The sequence below is a fragment of the Fictibacillus sp. 23RED33 genome, from assembly GCF_015903925.1.
In the GTDB taxonomy this organism is placed as follows: domain Bacteria; phylum Bacillota; class Bacilli; order Bacillales; family Fictibacillaceae; genus Fictibacillus; species Fictibacillus phosphorivorans.
The window spans coordinates 431,553-452,445 of record NZ_JACZDX010000002.1 but is presented as its reverse complement, the minus strand read 5'-3'; the positions used below and the strand labels follow the sequence as shown (position 1 = coordinate 452,445).

Genomic DNA, 20,893 nt, shown 5'->3' with positions numbered 1-20,893 from the left:
AGTTTTCAACCAAAAAATTATAACACAGGCTAAAAAGAGTAACACCCCTTAGACTGTAAATAATGTGCAGGAAACTTTCGACAAAAAATGGCGGATGCGTGTCAATCTGTATGAGACAAGGAGTCCGAGGTTTGTAAGTTGGGGCTTAATATAAATCCCTGAAATCGATCATAAATCCTTTCAGACACAAAAAAAACAACCGAGCTAAGAAGCCTCAGTCGTCCTTTTTCGTATGTCTTTCCTTTAATGTGGCCAAGATCTCGTCTAAAGGTACCTTTTGCTCCTGCAATAATACCAAAACATGATAGAAAAGATCAGAAACTTCCCATTTCAATTCTTCGGCATCACGATTTTTTGCGGCGATAATCACTTCCCCTGCTTCTTCTCCAACTTTCTTCAGAATCTTATCGACTCCATGTTCAAAAAGATAGGTTGTGTAAGCACCTTCTGGCATCTCATGCTCTCGTTTTGCGATAATCTCTTGCAGTTCTGTCAGAATTCTATATCGATCAGGGTTTGGCGCGTCTACTCTCTCATCCACCTCATAAAGAGTTTCTGAAAAACAACTATATGAGCCCGTGTGACAAGCAGGCCCTTTAAGTTCTACAAGCACAACCACAGCATCTTGATCACAATCGTAGCGGATACTCCTCACTTTTTGTGTATTACCAGAAGTTTCACCTTTGTGCCATAATTCTTGTCGTGATCTTGAAAAGAACACCGTTTCGCCAATTTCGATTGTTTTCTGGAGCGATTCTCGGTTCATATATGCGACCGTTAGTACCTCTTTTGATTGAATATCCTGGACTACGGCAGGAATCAATCCTTTTTCATCAAATTTCAGTTTTTCTAAATTCATCGAACAGACACCCCTAACTTTCGCAAATCTGCTTTTACCTCTGTGATCGATGTTTCTTTATAATGAAAAATACTAGCAGCAAGGCCAGCATCAGCTTTTCCAATCGTAAACGCATCACTAAAATGCTCGGAAGATCCAGCTCCGCCTGACGCAATAACTGGAACGGTTACCGCTTCACTCACTGCTTTCGTTAGCTCTAGATTGAATCCAGACTTTTCTCCATCTTTATCCATGCTGGTCAGCAGAATTTCTCCAGCACCACGATTTACTGCTTCTCGCGCCCACTCTGTGACTTCCCATTGAGTGGGTTTGCGACCTCCATGCGTATACACGCGCCATGATTTTAACTCTTCGTCATACTTTGCATCGATCGCCACTACGATACATTGGGCACCAAAATAATCCGATCCTTCTGTAATCAGTTCTGGTCGCAAGACCGCTGCTGTATTTACAGAAACTTTGTCAGCTCCGGCACGTAACACACGTTTCATGTCTTGGAGTTTATTGATACCGCCACCGACAGTGAATGGAATCGCAAGTTCTGCTGCAACTCGTTCAACGACTTCGACCATCGTGTCCCGTCCTTCATGACTAGCAGAAATATCAAGAAAAACGAGCTCGTCTGCTCCTTCTTCATCATAAAATCTCGCTAGTTCAACAGGATCACCAGCATCGACTAAATTAAGGAACTGAATCCCTTTAACAACTCTTCCTTCCTTAACATCTAGACATGGAATAATTCTTTTCGTAAGCATTATTTCACACTTCCTAACGCTTCTGGCAGGGTAAATCGATTTGTGTAAAGTGCTTTTCCAATAATCGCACCAGCGATGTTACGTTCATCTGCTTTTAAAGAAACGAGATCAGCGATAGAGCTTACACCACCTGAGGCGATCACTTCTTTTCCAGTGATGCTTGCTAATTCTCCGATCGCTTCAACGTTCGGTCCCTGTAGCATACCGTCTTTTGAGATATCGGTGAAAATAAACGTCTCTGCACCTTCTTCTACTAATCTTTTCGCGAGATCAACAGCTTTGATGTGAGACGTTTCAAGCCATCCTTCTGTAGCTACAAATCCATCACGAGCATCAAGTCCGATCGCTACCTTTGAACCACCGTATTGCTGTAACGCTTCTCTTACAAACTCTGGATTCGAAACCGCAGCACTGCCTAAGATCACCCGGTCAACTCCACCGTCTAAGTAATACGAAACGTCATCCATTGAACGAATTCCTCCACCGATCTGAACTTTTGCAGACAGTTCCTTCGCAACACGCAATACATGCTCATGGTTGATTTTCTTTCCGTCTTTCGCGCCGTCAAGATCCACCATATGAATCCACTCTGCACCTTGATCTGCAAACTGTTTTGCCATATCAAAAGGGGAATCTCCGTAGATCGTTTCTTGTTCATAGTCTCCTTGCATCAACCTTACGCACTTCCCATTACGCATGTCGATCGCGGGGTATAATACAAATTCACTCATTCTTGTTTTCCCTCCTCAACGAAATCGCAAAAGTTTTTCAGCATGCTCATGCCTGTCTCAGAACTTTTTTCAGGGTGAAACTGCGTTCCCATGACCTTGCCGCTTCCGACTACAGCTGGAACTTCCACGTCTTCGTATTGAGCGACTGCAGCAAGTACCTCTCTATTTTCCGTCTGTACAACAAAAGAATGGACGAAATAAACATATCCTTCGTCTATACCTTTTACTAACGGCTGATCACTCTGCAAAAAGTGTAGATCGTTCCATCCCATGTGAGGTACTTTATATGAATGTCCTTCATTCGTTTTGCCTGTAAAACGTTCAACTCTTCCTGGAAGTAATCCAAGTCCTTTTGTTAAACCATTCTCGCTGCTGCCATCAAAAAGGAGCTGCATGCCTAGACAGATGCCCATCAGAGGCTTACCGCTTTCCGCCTCTTTTTTTATAAAATTAGCGAGACCTGTCTTCTCTAACTCCGTCATCGCATCTTTAAAAGAACCAACTCCCGGCAACAACAGTCCATCTGTTTTTTGAAGTTCCTCTGGATTTCCGGAGAGGATGTAAGGTTGATTGATTCTCTTTAGAGCAGAACAGACAGAATGCAAGTTGCCCATTCCATAGTCAATGATTCCAATCATCTATAACATTCCTTTCGTAGAAGGCACTCCTTTTACCCTAGGGTCGATCTGTGTGGCTTCATCTAACGCTTTTGTAAAAGCTTTAAAAATAGCTTCTATAATATGGTGTGTGTTCGAGCCATAGTGAACGATCACATGCAGGTTCATTCTCGCCTCTAACGCGAGCTTCCAAAAGAATTCATGCACGAGCTCGGTATCGAACGTTCCTACTTTTTGACTTGGAAACTCTGCACGAAATTCAAGGTGCGGACGATTGGATAGATCGATCACCACTTGAGCAAGTGTTTCATCCATAGGGACAAACGCATTACCGTATCGCTTGATTCCTCGCTTATCACCTAGTGCTCCCTGAATTGCTTGACCAAGACAGATGCCAACGTCTTCTGTTGTATGATGGTCATCGATCTCCACATCTCCCGCAGCGTTTACCGTCAGATCAAAATGTCCGTGACGTGCGATCGCGTCTAACATGTGGTTTAAAAAAGGGACAGGTGTTTGAATATCGGCTTGTCCTTCTCCGTCAATGTTTAGAGATAAGCTGATCTGTGTCTCTTTCGTATTTCTTTCAATCGTATGTTGTCGCGCTTGATTTTCCATCTACTTGTCCTCCAGTCGAACATCTATCGCTCTCGCATGTGCTTTAAGTCCCTCTAGGCGAGCAAAAGCTGATATTTTCTCTCCATTTTCTTTTAGTGCCTGTTCACTATATCGAATCACGCTTGATTTTTTCGTAAAATCATCTACGTTAAGTGGACTTGAAAAACGCGCTGTCCCACTTGTCGGAAGAACATGATTGCTTCCTGCAAAATAATCCCCAACAGGCTCTGAGCTGTATTCTCCAAGAAAAATCGCACCTGCGTGTTTTATTTTTCCGAGAAGACTCATCGGATCTTTCGTCATGATCTCAAGGTGTTCAGGTGCGATCTGGTTGATCACATCTGCACCTTCTTCAAGCGAATTCACGATATAGATGCTTCCATGATCTCGAATCGCTTCTGTCGCGATATCTTTTCTTGGGAGCTCAGATAGTTGTGACTCTACTTCCGCTGCAACTTCTTCTGCTAACACTTTTGAAGTTGTAACCAATACCGCTGCTGATCGGGGATCATGTTCGGCTTGTGATAAAAGGTCTGCCGCAATGTAACGAGCGTTTGCTGTTTCATCCGCAAGAACGGCGATTTCGCTTGGACCTGCGATCATATCAATGTCACATACACCAAATACTTCGCGTTTTGCTAGCGCAACGAATATGTTACCCGGACCAACGATTTTGTCCGTTTTGGGAACCGATTCAGTGCCATATGCCAGCGCTCCGATCGCTTGTGCACCACCTATTTTAAACATTCGTTTAACTCCTGCAATAGAAGCTGCAGCCAGTACAGCAGACGGAAGTTTTCCGTCTTTCCCTGGTGGTGAGACGAGTACGATCTCCTCTACGCCAGCAACAACGGCTGGTATGACGCCCATCAACACAGATGACGGGTAAGCAGCTGTTCCACCTGGAACGTACACACCGACTGAATCAAGCGGCGTTACTTTTTGACCCAAAAGCGTTCCATCTTCACGTGTGAAGAACCATGACTGTCGTCGTTGTTTTTCGTGATATTCACGAATATTGCTTGCTGCTTCTGAAATAATTTCTATCATACTTGGATCAAGTGAAGAGATGGCTTCAACTATTTCGTTCTTTGTTACTTCAAGAGATGAAAGAGATACACCATCAAATGTTTCAGTATACTCAAAAAGGGCTTTATCCCCCTTCGATTTCACATTTTGTAAAATATCAAGAACCGCTTTTCTTTGCTTCTCCGTGTTTTGTTCAACACTTCTCTCTAAGTTTTTTAGTTCAGTGACAGGTTGTATTCTCATTGAACTTCCTCCTTGCTCTCAACAAGTGTTCGAAGTCGCTCAACCAGATCGTTGATGCGTGCAGCATGCAATCTGTAGCTAGCAGGATTCACGATCAACCTTGATGTAATTTCAGCTATTTTCTCAAGTTCAACCAGACCGTTTTCTTTTAACGTCCGCCCCGTCGAAACGATATCAACGATTCGATCTGCTAACCCTATTAATGGTGCAAGCTCGATCGATCCGTTTAATTTGATCACTTCAACTTGCTGGCCCTGCTCTCTAAAATAATGAGACGCAACATTCGGATACTTCGAAGCGATCTTTGGTGCAACTCTTTGATCATGTCCATTCGGTAGCCCAGCAACCGCCAGATAGCATTCTGAAATTTTCAGGTCGAGCACCTCATAAACATCACGTTCTTCTTCAAGCATCACATCTTTTCCGGCGATTCCGATATCAGCTACACCGTGTTCCACATAGGTAGGGACATCCATCGGTTTTGCCAGAATAAAACGAAGACCTGCTTCAGGTGCATCGATAATTAACTTTCTAGATTCATCAAACTCGGGAGGAAGCGGATATCCAGCTTGTCTGAGAAGATCGACTGCTTCTTCAAATATTCGCCCTTTTGGCATTGCCATCGTTAATACCGTACTCATGAAAAGTCCTCTCCTTGCTGTGTTCCGATTAAATATTGCACATCATCAAAACGTTTGCTGAATTCATCTACATTTTTGACTCCAGAAAGATTCTGCATCACAACATGCGTCCCTTTATTACGCTTTTCTTTTGCTAACTTCAGTGCTTCTTTTCTGCGTTCATCTGTGTAAAGAATGCAATGTCTCTTTGTATCATCACTTTTGTTTCCGAGCGCTTCTACAAAATAGTCCATTCGAATCGCAAAGCCAATAGCGGGTGCTTTTCGGTCAAAACGACTGAGCAGGTCATCATAACGTCCTCCGCTCGCGATCGGTGCCCCGATTCCAGCAGCGTATCCTTCAAACACGATTCCCGTGTAATAACTCATGTGACTGAACAACGTAAAATCGAATACAATGTTTTGTGCCGCATCATAATCTTCTAAAAGATTGTACAAGTCCTTTAGTTCTTGTAAGGTCTGCTGTCCTACTCTGTTCGGATTTAATGAAGATGCTTCATCAAGTACTTCGATACCACCTCTTAAATCCAACAGTTTTAATAAGCGCTGTGTATCGATTGAAGATAGAGGAAGCTTCTTCACATGTGAAGTGTAGCCTACATAATTTTTTTCATTTAAATAACGTAACAAATCCGCTGCTCGATCATCATTTCCTAAAATGTCGGAAAGAAGCTCTTGCACAAATCCTATATGTCCAACGGCTACAGTAAATGCAGCAATTCCGCTCTTTTTGAACACTTCGGACATTAAAGCGAGTGCTTCTGCTTCTGCACTAGCCGTTCCTTCACCAATCAATTCGATACCAACTTGTTCGAATTCTGCTGGCCTTCCCCCTTCTCGCTGTTGCGCTCTAAAGACGGGAGAACTGTATGCGAGGCGAAGTGGGTAAGCTACATGCTTCATGCTTGATGACACGACCCTCGCGATCGGAGCTGTCATATCTGGTCGGAGCACCAATGTTTTTCCTTCCATATCAAGCAGCTTGAACAATTGTTGATCTAAAATTGCAGAGGCTTCTCCGACTGTATCGTGATATTCCAAAGTAGGAGTCTGAATGAATTGATAACCCCAAGACTCCATCTCTCGTTTGATTTTATTTTTGATGTCTTCATTTTTTTGATAAAAAGCAGGAAGTGTATCCCGCATACCTGCTGGTTTTTCAAACACAAACGGTTTTGACATGATCCTTCATCCTTTATTTATAAAATGAATAGATTAAGTAATGTTTTACGAAAATATGAGCTGGCTTTTACATGAATTTGATCAATGTGAACTACCAAATTACACAAAACACTTTAGTTCGCTAATATACTACCATGATAAAGATTTAGTTGTTAGTCTACACGTACTTGTCGAAACTGTCAACCAATTCAAACAAAAATCATGTTTCCTTATTCAGAGTTAAGAAAACAGATTTCAGGGAATAGTATGTAAAAATAAATACATAGGAAGGGATGGAATACGTCTTGTTTAATCGCATCTTTTTTATTGCCATCATGATTGGCGTACCGCTATCCGTTATCGGCAGCATTCTACATTGGCCTGCTGTCTTACTCTTTGTGATCTATTGTGCAACGATTATCGCACTAGCTGGTTATATGGGACGCGCAACTGAAAGCTTAGCCATCATAGCCGGGCCGAGAATCGGCGGGTTACTCAACGCCACTTTCGGTAACGCGGTCGAGCTCATCATTTCAATCTTTGCTTTAAAAGCCGGACTTATAAGTGTAGTATTAGCGTCTTTAACTGGTTCTGTACTCGGAAATCTTTTACTAGTCGGAGGTTTGTCATTTTTCATCGGTGGATTAAAGTATAAACAACAAAAGTTCAACGTTTATGATGCACGCCATAACGCTGGTCTATTGATTTTCGCTGTGGTAGTCGCTTTTGTTTTCCCTGAGGTCTTTTCTTATAAACTGAACGACGCCGATTCACTCACCTTGAGTGTTTGGGTCTCTGTCATCATGATCGTTCTTTATATTGCCGCACTTCTGTTCAAGCTTGTTACTCACCGCGGTGTCTATCAATCAGAACACGATGTTGCGCATGGAGATGAAAAAGCAGAATGGAGTAAGTGGAAAGCTCTTATCGTCCTCGCTCTTGCTACTCTTGCCGTTGCTTATGTTTCTGAAAAACTCGTGCATACGTTTGAAGAAGTAGGCAGAACGCTCGGCTGGAGTGAAGTGTTCATCGGAATCATTATCGTTGCGATTGTTGGTAACGCAGCTGAACATGCTTCAGCGATCATCATGGCTTACAAGAATAAGATGAATGTTGCGGTAGAAATCGCAATTGGTTCAACACTTCAGATCGCCATGTTTGTTGCTCCCTTGCTCGTATTGGTTTCTTTATTTTTTGAAAAGTCGATGGCTCTTGTCTTTACGCTTCCTGAACTCGTAGCGATGGTTCTCGCCGTATTCTTAACGATCTCGTTAACAAGTGATGGCGATACGAATTGGTTTGAAGGGCTTACCCTTCTAGCTGCCTACCTAATCATGGGAGTTGGTTTTTATCTTTTATAAGTGCCTGTTTCGTATTCAGTATTGCTTATGAAAGTAGTTGATTTCAATTCCAGGTTGTTGGCTTTCCGCGGGGCAGGCGGTGAGCCACATTCACTTCTTGGACTGCTCGACACTAGAGGATTTTTGCTCCTGCGTCTAAAAGTTAAGGCTACCGGAGTAAGCTTCCTCGTCGCATGCCTTACGAGATGTATTTCAAGTGGTAGGCACGCACCTTCCATTCAAATCAACAATCAAAGAAGGAAAAAAATTAAATGCCACTGAAACAGAATTTAAAAAAGAGATGTAATATATAGCATAAGACCAGTGCAAGGAGAAACCCTTCACTGGTTTTTTTTATGAAACAAGCAAATTAGGAATAAAAATAGCAAAACTTTGATAAAGTTTAGAATAGAGGACAAGTTTAAGGTGGGTGTTAAAATGGCGGATTATTTAACGATCGGATCTTTTCCAATAAAGATGGTTTGGCTTGCGATTGTAGGATCAGCGTTGATCGCGTATGGCATATTGTATGTAAAAGTAAGAGAAGAACCTGATAAAAAACAGCTGTTAGACGTATTGAGTAATGCGGTAGGAATTTTTCTATTGGTTTGGAAATTCAGTTATTCTGTTCTGCATCCCCTACTGATCGTTGAACATCCGTTAAGCATCTTGTACTTTAATGGAGGAGAAACAGGAATCGTACTCGGGATCATCTTTTCAATCCTTTACATGCTAAGGGCTTCAGGAAAACGGGAGCTTGATAGAACTCGGGTTTTTTATATCGGAATATTAGGTCTAACTGTTTTTTTCGCCGCTTATTATGGTGCACATTTTGCGGCAACCACCCTCTTCGCAGACGGATTGATCTCCTTGTTCTTTTCCATCCTGTCAATCTACTTATATACGAAGGGTTCATTTGAGATAAGAAAAACCGTTCTATCTATGCTAGTCACCGCACTCTTCTTTTCCGTTCTCACGAATTCTCCTCTCGGGGGACAGGACACGAATGGTGAAGCAGTAGAGGCGGCATCTTATGGAATCAAAACAGGTGACCGTGCACCGGATTTTGAATTAAAAACGATTGAAGGCGAAACCGTAAAGCTATCAGATCTCAAAGGAAAGGTCGTATTCGTAAACCTCTGGGCAACATGGTGTCCGCCTTGTCGTGCAGAAATGCCTGAGATGGTCCGTTTCTATAGAGACCACTCCTCTAAGAAAGTAGAAATCTTAGCTGTGAACTTAACAGACAGCGACTCTGAGAAGGAAGTGAAAAAGTTTGCTCAAGCATACAAGCTGAACTTCCCCGTTTTATTAGATCCAGACGGTAAAGTCGGAAATACGTACAAAACGGTAACGATTCCGACTACTTTTATTATTAATAAAAAAGGAATCATTGTGCAAAAACATATCGGCCCGATGAGCTACGATATGATGGAAGAATTTTATAAGAACGCTCAATAAATGAAGGTTTTACGAAAAAAAACTGGCTACATTCCCTTTTCGTGTGGGGTATCAGCCAGTTTTCTTTCAATACATAGATGTAAAAGTGCACATTTTCACGGTAATCTCTTTTTTATTCACGGTAATGACCAATATATTAACGGATAGCATACATAATTTCACGGATAAAATTATTTATCCGATTTTCGACACACCTCGACAGCCCCACCTAGATCTTCTCAAACAAATAGAGCTTCGCGTTTTCGGGTCTGCCTAATCTTGGTCCCTTAAATCCTCTACGGATCAGTTCTTTTCTCATAAACATCATGAGTCCACCATGACTTACAATTAGTGCATTTTCTTCGTTTTCTTCTAGTATGCGGTCAACGATCTTTGAAACACGCATTTCTACATCCGTTCTACGCTCAAGCTGAGATTTGTGGTTAAAGAACCATGCTGTTCGAATGCAAAGAGGATATAGAATCATTGGAATCTTAATATCTCTTTTAAAAAACGGATAGACTGGGATTTCACGAAGGTCATCCGTTCTAATCAGCTCACCTCTATAAATCTTCCCTGCTGTGTATTCTGCACGACGAACTGTACTCGAATAGCATGTATTCCAGTTGATTCCGCCTAAGTCAACGTCTGTTTCTTCTACATCAGACGCTTCGTATTCTTTCAACCACTGATCAAATTCAGAGGGCGTGATCCATTTTTCAGTCGGATAGCCTCTTTTGACTTTGAAATGACGTACCATTCCTATCTTCATCACTGATCACCGCTTTCTACCTTTATGTGTGTTGCGTGTTTTCTGCGATCTCTTTTAGCGCTCTTGCCCGTCCTACTAGAAAATTCGTCATGTACTTCTCTAGGAACAACCAATCAGCTAATCTTCCAATCACGCCAAACGGAGACTTGTAATGAAAATGATCCACCATAACGGTCACGTTCCCCTTCGATTCAAAGGTGTGAGTATGCACGAATGAATGGAAAGCCCCCTTTACCATCACATCTACGAACATATGAGGTCTTTCCATCTCAATAATTTTTGCAGTCAATCTTTGTCTCACGCCAAGATGAACAGCCTCCCACGTCACATGATCTCCTTTTTCCATATAACCTGACGTTACTCCGGCGACCGCTCTTTCTCCTGTATGAGAAGTCGTTTCAGTATGTATATCTACGTTTCGTGCGAGATCAAAACAGGTTTCTGCAGAAGCATGTACAAATTCTCGGTGTATAATTGTAGGCATATAATGATGACTCACTTTCTAAAGAGGTAATAAAAACAACACCTCAAGTAATGAGGTGTCCAACAGAATATGATTCTTTAATTATTCTCTGTATAGAATAAAATTCCTTCCTTAACATGCTCACTGTAGAACGAGATCAGCTCAGGCATAGAATAATAACTTCTATAATCTTCCGTTATACCGAACACATCTTTTGTATACAGTGTTCCGAGTTGCTCATTTTTATCAAATAAAATTAATCCGTAAACATCTCTTAACGTAAAGATTACCGGACGGCCCTTGTTTAAGTCGCTCTTAAACTGCTCCTTGCTGTCGATTGGTCGTAATGATTTTTCTGGATAAAGCGATCCTAAGAACCAAAGCTTCACTCTATCTTTTATCCTCATGTCCGTCACCCCGCTTATACCATCATATGCGGAGGCTGCTATCAAGAGTGAATTCTTTTATACAATTGTTTAATCACATAACTTTTTTTCGAGTACAATTTTATGTAACCCATTTTTATTCGTATACGTTTCCTTCACATCAAACCCATTTTTAATATTTAACAGCAGCATGTGGCGCCACTTATTCATCGTTTTGGTTCGAACAACAGAATACCCTTTCATTTTCAGATACTCATGCTGTTGTTTCATTAACTTCGAAGCTACTCCTTGCCCCCTATAAACGGGGTCGACTCCACCTAGCCAGCTATAATAAGTGTTATGATCGATTTCATAGCCCATTTTATAGCCAACTACCTTTGAATGATGAATAGCTGTAACGATCGTTAGTTTGTCCTTCCCTTTCATTTTACAAAGGAGACCGTCATTTGATGCACCAAAGATTACTTCGTGTAGCTGAAGGATTCGCTTCAATAGATCCTCCTCTGGAATTCCTTCAAGAATCATGAATTCCATTCTGCGTCCTCCTCTATCAATAACATTATTCTAAGAAAAAACTGACCAAATCAGCAATTAAATCCGCTAACTGGTCAGTCCATATCCTCACTATTAACTTACTAATCTTTTCGTTTCTTCAAACTCTTCCTGAATACTTGCACTTGGTTCTTTTGTCATCAAGCTAACGACTACGATCGTTAGTGTACATGCGATGAATCCAGGAATGATCTCATATACATCAGCCATAGCCGGGATGAGTTCCCAAACGATAACAGTTACAGCTCCTACGACGATACCAGCAAAAGCAGACCATTTCGTCATTCTCTTCCAATATAGACTCAGCAAGACGACCGGACCGAATGCAGCACCAAACCCTGCCCATGCATAACCTACAAGATTCAGAATCGTTTCACTCGGATTAAGAGCCATAACAAATGCAATAACGGCAACAGCAAAAACCGCCAAACGCCCTACTAACACGAGTTCCTTGTCAGATGCAGAACGTTTTACGAATGCTTTGTAAAAATCTTCCGTCAAAGCACTCGATGTTACGAGCAACTGAGATGAGATCGTACTCATAACTGCCGCTAAGATCGCAGCAAGCAAGAAGCCCGTAATAATCGGATGGAACAATACTTCAGATAATAAGATAAATACCGTTTCAGCTTTTGCTTCTCCAAGAGGTGCTCCCGCTTGGTTGAAGTAAGCAATCCCTACTAGACCTGTGAACATCGCTCCAACGATGGAGAAAACCATCCAACCCATTCCGATTCGTCTAGCGCTCTTCATCTCTTTTACAGACGTGATCGCCATAAAACGAACGATAATATGCGGCTGGCCAAAGTAACCCAATCCCCATGCTAATAAGGAGATGATACCGATCAAGCTAGTCCCCGTAAAGGCATCAAGCAAAGTTGGACTGATGCTTTCGATCTCGTTAAATGAAGCATCCCATCCGCCAACTTTTAAAATGGCTACGAATGGTACAAGGATTAACGCTACAAACATGATCGCTCCTTGTACGAAATCTGTATAACTTACCGCTAAAAAACCACCGAATAAAGTATAAATAATAACTACTCCAGCCGTAAGTAAGATTCCCCACATGTAATTCAGACCAAAAGCTGTCTCAAACAATTGTCCGCCCGCAACCATTCCGGATGACGAGTAGAACGTAAAGAAAATCACGATAACTAACGCAGACGTAATACGCAGTATGCGTGAAGTATCTTTGAATCGGTTCTCAAAATAATCTGGAATCGTAATCGAGTTGTTCGCTACTTCCGTATACGTTCTGAGTCGAGGTGCAACGAATAGCCAGTTTAAATAGGCACCTGCACACAAGCCGATCACAATCCATCCAGCACTCAAACCAGATACGTACATTGCACCTGGAAGACCCATTAACAGCCATCCACTCATATCTGATGCACCTGCACTAAGTGCAGTAACAGCTGGTCCAAGATTTCTTCCACCAAGCATGTAATCGGTAAGGTTATCGGTCTTTCGGTACGCATAAAGCCCGATCAGCACCATCCCGATCATGTACACACTAATTGAAAAAATAACTCCATAACCCATATTCAGTTTTCCTCCTGCCTTTTCTTGTTGTAAAAACGCTTTCAATATTTTAAAAATTATAAAAAGGAACATTTTTATTATAAATACATTTTTCGACAAAAGGAATAGATTTTTTTTTGGAAGACATCTAATAATGAGCTTGTTAGCTGCCAAAACAAGGTGGCGTGGCACATGAGGACTAATCAATTTGGTGCTGAATCCAAAAGTTTTGGTGTCGAATCCAGAAGTTTCTGCATTCAATCCGGAAGTTTTGGCTCTGAATCCAAGTGTTTTGGTGCCGAATCCAGAAGTTTCTGCATTCAATCCAGAAGTTTTGGCTGTTTATCCACGAGTTTTAGTGCTGAATCCACGAGTTTTGGCTGTTTATCCACGAGTCTGCAATCCTCGACAAATTTCGCTGTTTGTCATTAGCACCTAACCCACATACTCGCTATTCCCCACTCACTCTCTTTACACATCAAAAAAACTGGTACCCATTCATAAGACGTTTGGGCGCCAGTTTTTAATCACTTTATAATTTTTTTCGTCTTAATCGTTTGACCTTTACAAATTGATTCGTAAATAGATCCAGCTCTTCGTCTCGGTAGATGTAGAAGAACCTATGGTGATGACCATCTTTCATTTCGGCCAGATCACACTTCATGTAATCATCCAGTTCCTGTCGCGTCAGTTCGACCGTATACATCTTGCCATGACTCGGAATATCCAGTTGGATCTCTTCTAAAAAATGGAGTTCTTTAAATAAATAAATAGAAGTATCTAGGAGAAATTCACAGATTAAATCTTCTGTTCCAAAGTAGTGTTGAAAATGTTCGCGTGTAAACGCAATATGAGGTACGTTACGTTTGTAAGTAGAATAGTCGCCGTAAAAAACCAGCTTTGCACGTTTGCTTTGAAGTTCGTAATGCTTAACAAGACCATGACCTTTCATTTTTGACACAGCAGTCCGGAAACGATAGGTATCGCGGGCAGCAAGTTGTTCGGCCTTATTTTGTGGATGAGATGCTTTCGGTGCATGCTGAGACTGACAGTTGTCTTCAACGAGGTGTCCAATTTTAAACGTGTTCTTCATAAATACGATCGAGAATGATTTCCTTCTCATAGTATGCGCCTCCAGCTTTCGCTTTTTTGCCTGTTTTAAGTATACGACGAAAATCAAGAAAACCCAAGAGGGGAACTTACGACAAATTTCTATCTTTCCATTTCCCTCTTAAGAAGTTCTTCTTTCGTGTAGATGACCTGCATCGGATTACCACCGACGAAAGATCCCTCTGGAACATTTTTGTGGACGAGTGTTCCAGCTGATACGATCGCACCGTCACCGATCGTAACGCCTGGGAGGATCGTAGAGTTCGCACCGATCATCACTTCGTCGCCCACGATCACGTCACCCAAACGGTATTCTTTTATTAAATATTCATGAGCTAATATCGTTGTATTATAGCCGATCACACAGTTCTTCCCGACTGAAATTCGTTCAGGATACATGATGTCTGGCATGACCATCAAGGCGAACGCTGTCCCCTCACCGACCTTCATCTTCAAAAAAGTACGGTATAGCCAATTTTTCATAGGTAGAAATGGCGTGTATCGAGCCACTTGTATCGCGATAAAATTCTTTACCACTTTCCAGAATGGGACAGTGTCATACACTTGGTACAACGAGTTTCTTCCTTTTACCGGATAACGCTCAGTATTCCGCAATTATCTCTCTCCTAAAACATCCAGCAAATCCGTCATTTCATTCAGCATGAAGTCTGGATTAAACTGCTGCAAATAATCGTTGCCGCGAATGGTCCATGCTACACCGGCCGTTTGTGTGCCAGCATTCTGACCCGCAAGAATATCGTACTTGCTGTCGCCTACCATGATTGCTTCTTCTGGTGTTGAACCGAGCAAGGTTAACGCTTTTTGAACAGGCTCTGGATCTGGCTTCGCGTTTTTCACGTCATCTAGTGTAACAACCGTTTGAAAGAACTTATCAAGACCAACAAGGCGTAAGCCCATCTCGACTGTATTTCTCATTTTTGTAGTTACGATGCCCAGTTTATAGCCCTTTTTATACAATTCTTCTACCGTTTCAAAAACTCCTTCAAACTCTGTAACGAGTTCATCGTGATGCGAGATGTTATGTTCACGGTATGTTTGAACTAAGTCTGATACTTTTTCTTTATCGAACTGCTCCATCGTCTCAACGAGCGGCATCCCCATAAACGGCAAGACACTTTCACGACTGTATTGTTCTGGAAAATGCTTATCTAGTGTGTAAAGGAAAGAAGCGATGATCAGTTCGTTCGTATTGATTAATGTTCCGTCTAGATCAAATAGTATGGTGTTGCGTTTCATGTTGTCGTTCCTTTCTTGTTAAACGATTTTTCCGTTCCATCTTGTTCCATACGTAAGCTACTATTACCGTAAGAACGATCGCCGTCACTACTCGAATGATCAACAACGGCAGAACGGGAATTCCTAATGGTACAAAAACAAGTGTATCCTCAACAACGGCGTGACAGCTTACGAGAAAGATAAAAGCTAGATACAGATCTTTCTTTGATACGCCGTCCTCTTTCGCAGCCTGCATCATCACACCTGCACCATAGGCAAGACCGATCGTAAGTCCGGCTGCCATCGTCATAGACGTGTTCTCTTTCATACCTAGCAGCTTCATAGCTGGTGCCATCCATTTCGAAAACTTGTTCAGCCAGCCTTTGTCCTTCATATACTGCATGATGATCATGAGGGGGATGACGATAAGTGCTAGTTGCAGAATACCGAGTGAAGCTTTTTCTAGAGCAGCCAGAGTGATTTCTCCCCAGCCGTTCGGAGCCGCTTCAGGCTTTGAAATAAAACCATATTGTGCTTTTTCTGTTCCGCCATCCCATAAAAGGTTGATCATAAAAGCAGAGAAAAGCGCCAAGCCGATTCGCACGAGTAGGATCACCCACAATTTGATACCTACACTCGCTGCAACACCAGACTCAATAAAAAGGTTGTGCGAAAACGAAAGCATAACAGCTAGAATAAATACATCTTGCACCGTTAAAGAATCGAGAGTCAGAATTCCCCCGATTCCTGCATATAGATTCAGAAAATTACCGAGAACGAGCGGGATCGCCGCTTCACCCGGAAGTCCGATCCATTTCATGGCTGGAGCTAAAACAGCGATCAGCCAATCTAACACCGGTGTGTGACTCAACAGCGTGATCAGTAAAGTGACAGGAAAAATAATTTTCCCTAGCGTCCAAGTGGTTTTCAAGCCTGCAAGTGTGCCTTTTTTTAACGTTTCCACTTTTCATTCGCCTCCCTTAGCTTTCTAGATATCGTTGTTTAGCCAATCCTGTTTTTCTTCTATAGATCCAGATGATCACCGCCGCTGCAATCCAGACCAAACTCACCACTTGTGCGATGCGAAGGGAGGTTCCCCAAACGATCAAGCTATCCGTACGAAGTCCTTCTACAAAGAAACGTCCGATCGAATACCAGATGATATACGTTAAGAACAATTCACCTCGATGAAGGTTCACTCTGCGTAAATAAAGCAAGACGATAACACCTATGAAACTCCAAAGCGATTCATAGAGAAAGGTTGGATGATAATAAGTCCCATCAATATACATCTGATTGATGATAAAGTCTGGCAACATGAGTGATTCTAAAAAGTTTCGCGTTACTTCCCCACCATGAGCTTCCTGGTTCATGAAGTTGCCCCAGCGTCCGATCGCCTGACCGAGCAAGATGCTAGGAGCTGCGATATCAACCAGCTTCCAAAAAGAGATTTTCTTTACTCTTGAAAAAACGAGTGCTGTTAAGAATGAACCGATCAGTGCACCATGAATCGCGATACCGCCTTCCCAAACAGCGAGAATCTTACTTGGATTGTCTTTATAAAAGTCCCATTCAAACGCTACATAATAAAGCCTTGCACATAAAATAGCCACAGGTACTGCAATCATCACTACATCAACGAACGTATCCTTAGCAAGCCCGCGTCTCTCTGATTCTCTTACCGCAAGCCAAAGGCCAAGCATCGCACCAAACCCAATAATAAGTCCGTACCAATAGATCGTGAGCGGCCCTAATTCGAGTGCTACACGATTTAGAGGTTGAATCGTTTCTTCCACAGTCTACACTTCCTTCACATTCTTATAGGTCTTCTTCATCTCCAGCTTCAATAACATCTGTCAAACGGTCTGAGAATTGCTGTGCGGCATTCATGCCCATTCTCTTCAAACGGAAGTTCATCGCTGCTACTTCAATAATGACCGCTAAGTTTCGTCCAGGACGAACAGGAATCGTTAAGATCGGTATCTCCGTATCGATGATTTTTGTTGTCTCTTCTTCCAATCCTAAGCGATCATATACTTTTTTAGAATCCCAAGCTTCCAGATTCATAACGATTGAGATTTTTTTATAATTGCGGATCGCTCCAGCACCGAACAACGTCATCACGTTGATGATGCCAAGACCACGAATTTCAAGCAGATGCTGGATGAGTTCAGGTGCGCTGCCGATCAGTGTATCTTCATCTTCCTGTCTGATCTCAACCGAATCATCTGCTACTAACCGGTGCCCTCGTTTTACGAGTTCGAGAGCCGTTTCACTTTTTCCAACACCCGAGTTACCCGTGATCAACACACCAATTCCATAAATATCTACTAATACACCATGCTTTGCAGTCGTTGGTGCTAAACGACTCTCTAAGTAATTCGTGATACGACTTGATAAACGCGTTGTCGTAACCGGTGAACGCATGATCGGTACTCCACTTTTATGAGAAGCTTTAAGCAGTTCTTTAGGAACTTCAATGTCTCTAGAAACGATGATTCCCGGAGTCTCATCCGTGCAAAGCGCGGTTAAACGCTCCATACGCGTTTCAGGATCCAGCTCTGAAATAAACGACAGCTCTGTTTTCCCAAGAAGCTGTAATCGCTCTCCTGGATAAAAGGTAAAGTAACCAGCCATCTCAAGACCTGGCCGGGAGATGTCGCTCGTTCGAATCGTGCGGTGGATGCCTTCTTCACCACTAACAAGCTCTAGATGAAATTTTTTTATGAGTTCATGAATATGTACCTTAGCCATTGGGTCCTCCTCGACATTTTTCAATGATTCTATTGTATCACTTCAACCATAGATTAACCAAAGAGTACTATAGGGTTATTTCTGACTTTCTGCCCAGCTGTAAACGTCTACAGGTATCGTATTAAACGTTGATTCATTTTGAAGAGTCATCCCTAATCTCGAGGCGACCGAGACAGACTTTTTATTATTTCGCTGAATCAGACAGATCAGTCGTGTGATTCCTAGTTCGTGAATGGCGTAATTTTTGAAGTGAATCGCTGCCTCCGTTGCGTAGCCGTTTCCCCAAAATTCCTTAGCCAGCCAATAGCCAATCTCATACTCTTTTTTTCCATCGATTATTTGCTGCACAATACCTGCGTGACCGATTGGAACTAGACTTTCCTTAAGCACGATTAGATACAAACCTCTCCCATCACGATATCCCGGAATCAGCCATTCATCAAAGCTTTTTCGAGCTTCTTCTTTTGAACGAGTTACCCCTTTCCCGATGAATTGAACAACATCAGGATCTGCCCATAATGATGCAAAAAACGAAAAATCCTCAGTCGTGTACGGTCGGAATTTCAGCCTTTCTGTTCGCAAGATCACCAACTCCTTTTGAAAGAGAAATGCCGTTTGATCGAATTCGAAGCAAACGGCTGGAATGAATATTATTATTTTACATCTATAAAAATCTTATCATGAACAGAGAGCTTTTGACTTGGTTTCGTTAAACAATTGTTTAACAGAATCTTACCTGCTTTAATGTTTTGTGCAATTTCTGTTCTGCTCCACCCTTCTAAGTGATCCGCAAGCGTGCGGTCGAGCCGAAAGATTCCGTTGACAGATGTTATCTGTATTTCGCAAGCAGAATCCCCTCTTTTCATGGAAGTAATCTTTTTCCCTGGTTCTACCTCTATAAAAGATGTCGGAATGATCGACAGGGGATCGACATGCTCTGTGAACGATTTATAGATGTTGAGTTTTTTGTTCCAAGAATGATTTTTCGGACATTTGTAAATCGCAAACTGATAGATGTTCTTTCCGTTTGCGTTGTGTCTGCGAATGGTAGTATCCGTGAATGTGGTTACTTTACCGCACATTTTGCACTGTTTTTTTACTGTGTCCGCTTTCATTTGTTGGTGTAGTGCTAAAGCATATTGTTGTAATTGCATTGTTTCTTCACCTCTGTAATTAGTAGGGAAGAAATACAACTTCTATTTGATTATTTGCAGAACGAAAAAAAAGCTCCCCTCATACAAGGAGAGCTTTGAACGCAATGTTACCCGTAATAACGGACTGCAGTTCGCTGTATTTCCTCTGTAATGGGTTGTAGACAGACTTCTCCCGTGGTCAGAAACAAAGCGTTTCTTAACGGTTGAGAAGCAATCTAAATTGTTTTCCATTACAGGTTAAATGTTGGCATACAGGTCACTTGAGGTCCTTTCTTCAAACAGAATACCTTAATATTACTATAAAGTATAAAATACGGAAACGAATTATATCTTTTTTGGGGGATTTCCACTTCAGGATTCATGCTTTCCGCAGGGCGGGCGGTGTTCATTTTATCAAATGAAAAGATCGAAAAAGAATTAGTAGAGATAAATAATAATAAGCAAAACTTTTAGCTTTATTATCAGTAATCGGGGGTATTTCTGTAATAAGAAATGTGCCCTTTCTTTTTGAATTGGGCTTATGAAAAGGACACTTGTCCAAGCATGAATTTCTGTCCACCATACATTATAAAAAATAAGAGAAAGAGGCAAAAAAATATATGCGATATAATTACCCTCTGTGGACAAAATTGCCTTATGCAGGACAAGATCACCCGCCAAAAAATCCTGTGAATCCCTATGCTGGTTCATGGCCTTTGAACTACTTAAAACAGGAAAAGCATGGATTTACTACTTTGGATGGCGAGCCGATAAAATTAAAGTTAAAAGATCCCCGGAAGATTGATTGGAAAAAAGAATTAAAGCAGGTTCAAAGAATTGTAAGACATTTAACTCAAGAACAGATTAGGATTGCAAAGTTTTGGGCAGAAGGTCCTCCAAGTAAGCAATGGACTCCCATTGCGGATATCTTAATTGACACTTATAATGTGACACCGCCATATGCAGCTCGTATCCTTGCAGCTTTAAGTGCCGGAATGAATGATGCACTTGTTGTCACCTGGTATTTAAAATATCTAGCGCTTGTTCCTCGTCCCAATCAGTTTGACCCTAAGCTCGCGACAATTGTCTGCACCCCTAATTTCCCTGCTTATCCTTCTGGCCACTCCGTATTATCCGGTACAGCGGAAGTTATCTTAAGCTATTTCTTCCCTACCGAAAGAGAAAGTCTGCATCAACTAGCTGAAGAAGATGCATTATCACGTCTATACGCAGGGGTTCATTTTAACGTGGATAATGAAGAAGGACTGCGCCTTGGAAGACAGATTGGTAAGATTGTAATTAATCAATTAAGCAAAGAACGGGATGCAAAAGGAAAATATATTGATAATCCTTATACGGAACATCGGAATGCAAAATTGTTCCCCCCTCCATATGTACAAGCCATTCCTTTTGATTTTGATACAAAATGTTCATCCCTTGTTATTGATGAAATCTCTGAAAAAAAACGCTAAACGTTATAAGAATAGGTGCATTTCTAATATAAGAAATGCGCCCTCCTATTTGAGGTGA

Annotated in this window: 25 protein-coding genes; 4 read left to right on the top strand and 21 right to left on the bottom strand. The window is 41.8% G+C overall.

Annotated elements, in window-relative coordinates; translation table 11 throughout:
* Positions 1 to 214: 214 nt before the first annotated feature.
* The 8 genes from hisIE to IHV09_RS10510 are packed head-to-tail and all read right to left on the bottom strand — an operon-like array spanning position 215 to position 6,674.
* Positions 215 to 859: a bifunctional phosphoribosyl-AMP cyclohydrolase/phosphoribosyl-ATP diphosphatase HisIE gene (gene hisIE, locus IHV09_RS10545; protein WP_197264465.1), complete on the bottom strand. Its 645-nt coding sequence runs from the start codon at positions 857 to 859 to the stop codon at positions 215 to 217.
* The gene (gene hisF, locus IHV09_RS10540) at positions 856 to 1,614 is read right to left on the bottom strand and encodes an imidazole glycerol phosphate synthase subunit HisF (RefSeq protein WP_197189760.1); all 759 of its coding nucleotides are present in this window, start codon (positions 1,612 to 1,614) and stop codon (positions 856 to 858) included. Before hisF ends, hisIE begins: the two co-directional genes overlap by 4 nt.
* Positions 1,614 to 2,345, bottom strand: coding sequence for a 1-(5-phosphoribosyl)-5-[(5-phosphoribosylamino)methylideneamino]imidazole-4-carboxamide isomerase (hisA, locus tag IHV09_RS10535; protein WP_197129321.1), 732 nt, complete (start codon positions 2,343 to 2,345; stop codon positions 1,614 to 1,616). The genes hisF and hisA overlap by 1 nt, the downstream gene beginning before the upstream one ends.
* Complete coding sequence (hisH, locus tag IHV09_RS10530; protein ID WP_197264464.1) at positions 2,342 to 2,983, bottom strand: imidazole glycerol phosphate synthase subunit HisH; 642 nt, start codon at positions 2,981 to 2,983, stop codon at positions 2,342 to 2,344. Before hisH ends, hisA begins: the two co-directional genes overlap by 4 nt.
* Positions 2,984 to 3,580, bottom strand: coding sequence for an imidazoleglycerol-phosphate dehydratase HisB (gene hisB / locus IHV09_RS10525; RefSeq protein WP_197129317.1), 597 nt, complete (start codon positions 3,578 to 3,580; stop codon positions 2,984 to 2,986). It abuts the gene before it with no gap.
* A complete protein-coding gene (gene hisD / locus IHV09_RS10520) occupies positions 3,581 to 4,852 on the bottom strand; it encodes a histidinol dehydrogenase (RefSeq protein ID WP_197264463.1) in 1,272 nt (423 codons plus the stop codon). It lies immediately after the preceding gene.
* On the bottom strand, positions 4,849 to 5,493 hold the full coding sequence (gene hisG / locus IHV09_RS10515; protein WP_197189764.1) for an ATP phosphoribosyltransferase: 645 nt from the start codon (positions 5,491 to 5,493) through the stop codon (positions 4,849 to 4,851). The genes hisD and hisG overlap by 4 nt, the downstream gene beginning before the upstream one ends.
* The gene (locus IHV09_RS10510; RefSeq protein WP_197264462.1) at positions 5,490 to 6,674 is read right to left on the bottom strand and encodes an ATP phosphoribosyltransferase regulatory subunit; all 1,185 of its coding nucleotides are present in this window, start codon (positions 6,672 to 6,674) and stop codon (positions 5,490 to 5,492) included. The genes hisG and IHV09_RS10510 overlap by 4 nt, the downstream gene beginning before the upstream one ends.
* Positions 6,675 to 6,958: 284 nt before the next feature.
* Here IHV09_RS10510 and cax point away from each other — a divergent pair, with 284 nt between their 5' ends.
* Positions 6,959 to 8,014: a calcium/proton exchanger gene (cax, locus tag IHV09_RS10505; RefSeq protein ID WP_197264461.1), complete on the top strand. Its 1,056-nt coding sequence runs from the start codon at positions 6,959 to 6,961 to the stop codon at positions 8,012 to 8,014.
* 417 nt (positions 8,015 to 8,431) lie between these two features.
* Positions 8,432 to 9,454, top strand: coding sequence for a redoxin domain-containing protein (locus IHV09_RS10500; RefSeq protein WP_197264460.1), 1,023 nt, complete (start codon positions 8,432 to 8,434; stop codon positions 9,452 to 9,454).
* Positions 9,455 to 9,662: 208 nt separating this feature from the next.
* Here the strand turns inward: IHV09_RS10500 and IHV09_RS10495 are convergent, their stop codons facing one another.
* From IHV09_RS10495 to putP, 5 genes are all read right to left on the bottom strand, one after another.
* Complete coding sequence (locus IHV09_RS10495) at positions 9,663 to 10,205, bottom strand: histidine phosphatase family protein (RefSeq protein WP_197189767.1); 543 nt, start codon at positions 10,203 to 10,205, stop codon at positions 9,663 to 9,665.
* 22 nt (positions 10,206 to 10,227) lie between these two features.
* Positions 10,228 to 10,689 carry an SRPBCC family protein gene (locus IHV09_RS10490; RefSeq protein WP_197264459.1) on the bottom strand — a complete coding sequence of 154 codons (462 nt, stop codon included), beginning with the start codon at positions 10,687 to 10,689 and terminating at the stop codon, positions 10,228 to 10,230.
* Positions 10,690 to 10,766: 77 nt separating this feature from the next.
* Positions 10,767 to 11,075, bottom strand: a complete 309-nt coding sequence (locus IHV09_RS10485; protein WP_197264458.1) for a hypothetical protein — start codon at positions 11,073 to 11,075, stop codon at positions 10,767 to 10,769.
* Positions 11,076 to 11,144: 69 nt separating this feature from the next.
* The gene (locus tag IHV09_RS10480; protein WP_197264457.1) at positions 11,145 to 11,588 is read right to left on the bottom strand and encodes a GNAT family N-acetyltransferase; all 444 of its coding nucleotides are present in this window, start codon (positions 11,586 to 11,588) and stop codon (positions 11,145 to 11,147) included.
* Between the two features lie 93 nt (positions 11,589 to 11,681).
* Positions 11,682 to 13,151, bottom strand: a complete 1,470-nt coding sequence (putP, locus tag IHV09_RS10475; protein WP_197264456.1) for a sodium/proline symporter PutP — start codon at positions 13,149 to 13,151, stop codon at positions 11,682 to 11,684.
* A 187-nt stretch (positions 13,152 to 13,338) separates the two neighbouring features.
* On the opposite strand from putP, the gene IHV09_RS10470 reads away from it, so the two are divergent.
* Positions 13,339 to 13,569, top strand: coding sequence for a hypothetical protein (locus tag IHV09_RS10470; RefSeq protein ID WP_197264455.1), 231 nt, complete (start codon positions 13,339 to 13,341; stop codon positions 13,567 to 13,569).
* 93 nt (positions 13,570 to 13,662) lie between these two features.
* On the opposite strand, the gene IHV09_RS10465 is transcribed toward IHV09_RS10470, so the two are convergent.
* From IHV09_RS10465 to IHV09_RS10430, 8 genes are all read right to left on the bottom strand, one after another.
* Positions 13,663 to 14,253: a hypothetical protein gene (locus IHV09_RS10465; protein WP_066397668.1), complete on the bottom strand. Its 591-nt coding sequence runs from the start codon at positions 14,251 to 14,253 to the stop codon at positions 13,663 to 13,665.
* A gap of 89 nt (positions 14,254 to 14,342) precedes the next feature.
* Positions 14,343 to 14,855 carry an acyltransferase gene (locus IHV09_RS10460; RefSeq protein ID WP_197129288.1) on the bottom strand — a complete coding sequence of 171 codons (513 nt, stop codon included), beginning with the start codon at positions 14,853 to 14,855 and terminating at the stop codon, positions 14,343 to 14,345.
* Positions 14,856 to 15,497: a pyrophosphatase PpaX gene (gene ppaX / locus IHV09_RS10455; RefSeq protein ID WP_197264454.1), complete on the bottom strand. Its 642-nt coding sequence runs from the start codon at positions 15,495 to 15,497 to the stop codon at positions 14,856 to 14,858.
* A complete protein-coding gene (locus tag IHV09_RS10450) occupies positions 15,472 to 16,440 on the bottom strand; it encodes a nucleoside recognition domain-containing protein (RefSeq protein ID WP_197264453.1) in 969 nt (322 codons plus the stop codon). The genes ppaX and IHV09_RS10450 overlap by 26 nt, the downstream gene beginning before the upstream one ends.
* A 16-nt stretch (positions 16,441 to 16,456) precedes the next feature.
* Positions 16,457 to 17,272 carry a prolipoprotein diacylglyceryl transferase gene (gene lgt, locus IHV09_RS10445; protein WP_197129275.1) on the bottom strand — a complete coding sequence of 272 codons (816 nt, stop codon included), beginning with the start codon at positions 17,270 to 17,272 and terminating at the stop codon, positions 16,457 to 16,459.
* A 22-nt stretch (positions 17,273 to 17,294) separates the two neighbouring features.
* Positions 17,295 to 18,230 carry an HPr(Ser) kinase/phosphatase gene (hprK, locus tag IHV09_RS10440; RefSeq protein ID WP_137791665.1) on the bottom strand — a complete coding sequence of 312 codons (936 nt, stop codon included), beginning with the start codon at positions 18,228 to 18,230 and terminating at the stop codon, positions 17,295 to 17,297.
* 75 nt (positions 18,231 to 18,305) lie between these two features.
* Complete coding sequence (locus IHV09_RS10435) at positions 18,306 to 18,812, bottom strand: GNAT family N-acetyltransferase (RefSeq protein WP_197264452.1); 507 nt, start codon at positions 18,810 to 18,812, stop codon at positions 18,306 to 18,308.
* Positions 18,813 to 18,883: 71 nt separating this feature from the next.
* Positions 18,884 to 19,384 (bottom strand): S4 domain-containing protein, encoded by a 501-nt coding sequence (locus IHV09_RS10430; RefSeq protein WP_197264451.1) that lies wholly within the window; start codon positions 19,382 to 19,384, stop codon positions 18,884 to 18,886.
* Between the two features lie 599 nt (positions 19,385 to 19,983).
* On the opposite strand from IHV09_RS10430, the gene IHV09_RS10425 reads away from it, so the two are divergent.
* Entirely contained in the window at positions 19,984 to 20,835 is an 852-nt protein-coding gene (locus tag IHV09_RS10425; protein ID WP_197264450.1) for a vanadium-dependent haloperoxidase, read from the top strand.
* The last annotated feature ends 58 nt before the right edge of the window (positions 20,836 to 20,893 follow it).

Bases quoted from the DNA above. Each gene is read 5' to 3' on its own strand.
- hisIE (WP_197264465.1), bottom strand. From the start codon at position 859: ATGAATTTAGAAAAACTGAAATTTGATGAAAAAGGATTGATTCCTGCC.
- hisF (WP_197189760.1), bottom strand. From the start codon at position 1,614: ATGCTTACGAAAAGAATTATTCCATGTCTAGATGTTAAGGAAGGAAGA.
- hisA (WP_197129321.1), bottom strand. From the start codon at position 2,345: ATGAGTGAATTTGTATTATACCCCGCGATCGACATGCGTAATGGGAAG.
- hisH (WP_197264464.1), bottom strand. From the start codon at position 2,983: ATGATTGGAATCATTGACTATGGAATGGGCAACTTGCATTCTGTCTGT.
- hisB (WP_197129317.1), bottom strand. From the start codon at position 3,580: ATGGAAAATCAAGCGCGACAACATACGATTGAAAGAAATACGAAAGAG.
- hisD (WP_197264463.1), bottom strand. From the start codon at position 4,852: ATGAGAATACAACCTGTCACTGAACTAAAAAACTTAGAGAGAAGTGTT.
- hisG (WP_197189764.1), bottom strand. From the start codon at position 5,493: ATGAGTACGGTATTAACGATGGCAATGCCAAAAGGGCGAATATTTGAA.
- IHV09_RS10510 (WP_197264462.1), bottom strand. From the start codon at position 6,674: ATGTCAAAACCGTTTGTGTTTGAAAAACCAGCAGGTATGCGGGATACA.
- IHV09_RS10500 (WP_197264460.1), top strand. From the start codon at position 8,432: ATGGCGGATTATTTAACGATCGGATCTTTTCCAATAAAGATGGTTTGG.
- IHV09_RS10495 (WP_197189767.1), bottom strand. From the start codon at position 10,205: ATGAAGATAGGAATGGTACGTCATTTCAAAGTCAAAAGAGGCTATCCG.
- IHV09_RS10490 (WP_197264459.1), bottom strand. From the start codon at position 10,689: ATGCCTACAATTATACACCGAGAATTTGTACATGCTTCTGCAGAAACC.
- IHV09_RS10485 (WP_197264458.1), bottom strand. From the start codon at position 11,075: ATGAGGATAAAAGATAGAGTGAAGCTTTGGTTCTTAGGATCGCTTTAT.
- IHV09_RS10480 (WP_197264457.1), bottom strand. From the start codon at position 11,588: ATGGAATTCATGATTCTTGAAGGAATTCCAGAGGAGGATCTATTGAAG.
- putP (WP_197264456.1), bottom strand. From the start codon at position 13,151: ATGGGTTATGGAGTTATTTTTTCAATTAGTGTGTACATGATCGGGATG.
- IHV09_RS10465 (WP_066397668.1), bottom strand. From the start codon at position 14,253: ATGAGAAGGAAATCATTCTCGATCGTATTTATGAAGAACACGTTTAAA.
- ppaX (WP_197264454.1), bottom strand. From the start codon at position 15,497: ATGAAACGCAACACCATACTATTTGATCTAGACGGAACATTAATCAAT.
- hprK (WP_137791665.1), bottom strand. From the start codon at position 18,230: ATGGCTAAGGTACATATTCATGAACTCATAAAAAAATTTCATCTAGAG.
- IHV09_RS10430 (WP_197264451.1), bottom strand. From the start codon at position 19,384: ATGCAATTACAACAATATGCTTTAGCACTACACCAACAAATGAAAGCG.
- IHV09_RS10425 (WP_197264450.1), top strand. From the start codon at position 19,984: ATGCGATATAATTACCCTCTGTGGACAAAATTGCCTTATGCAGGACAA.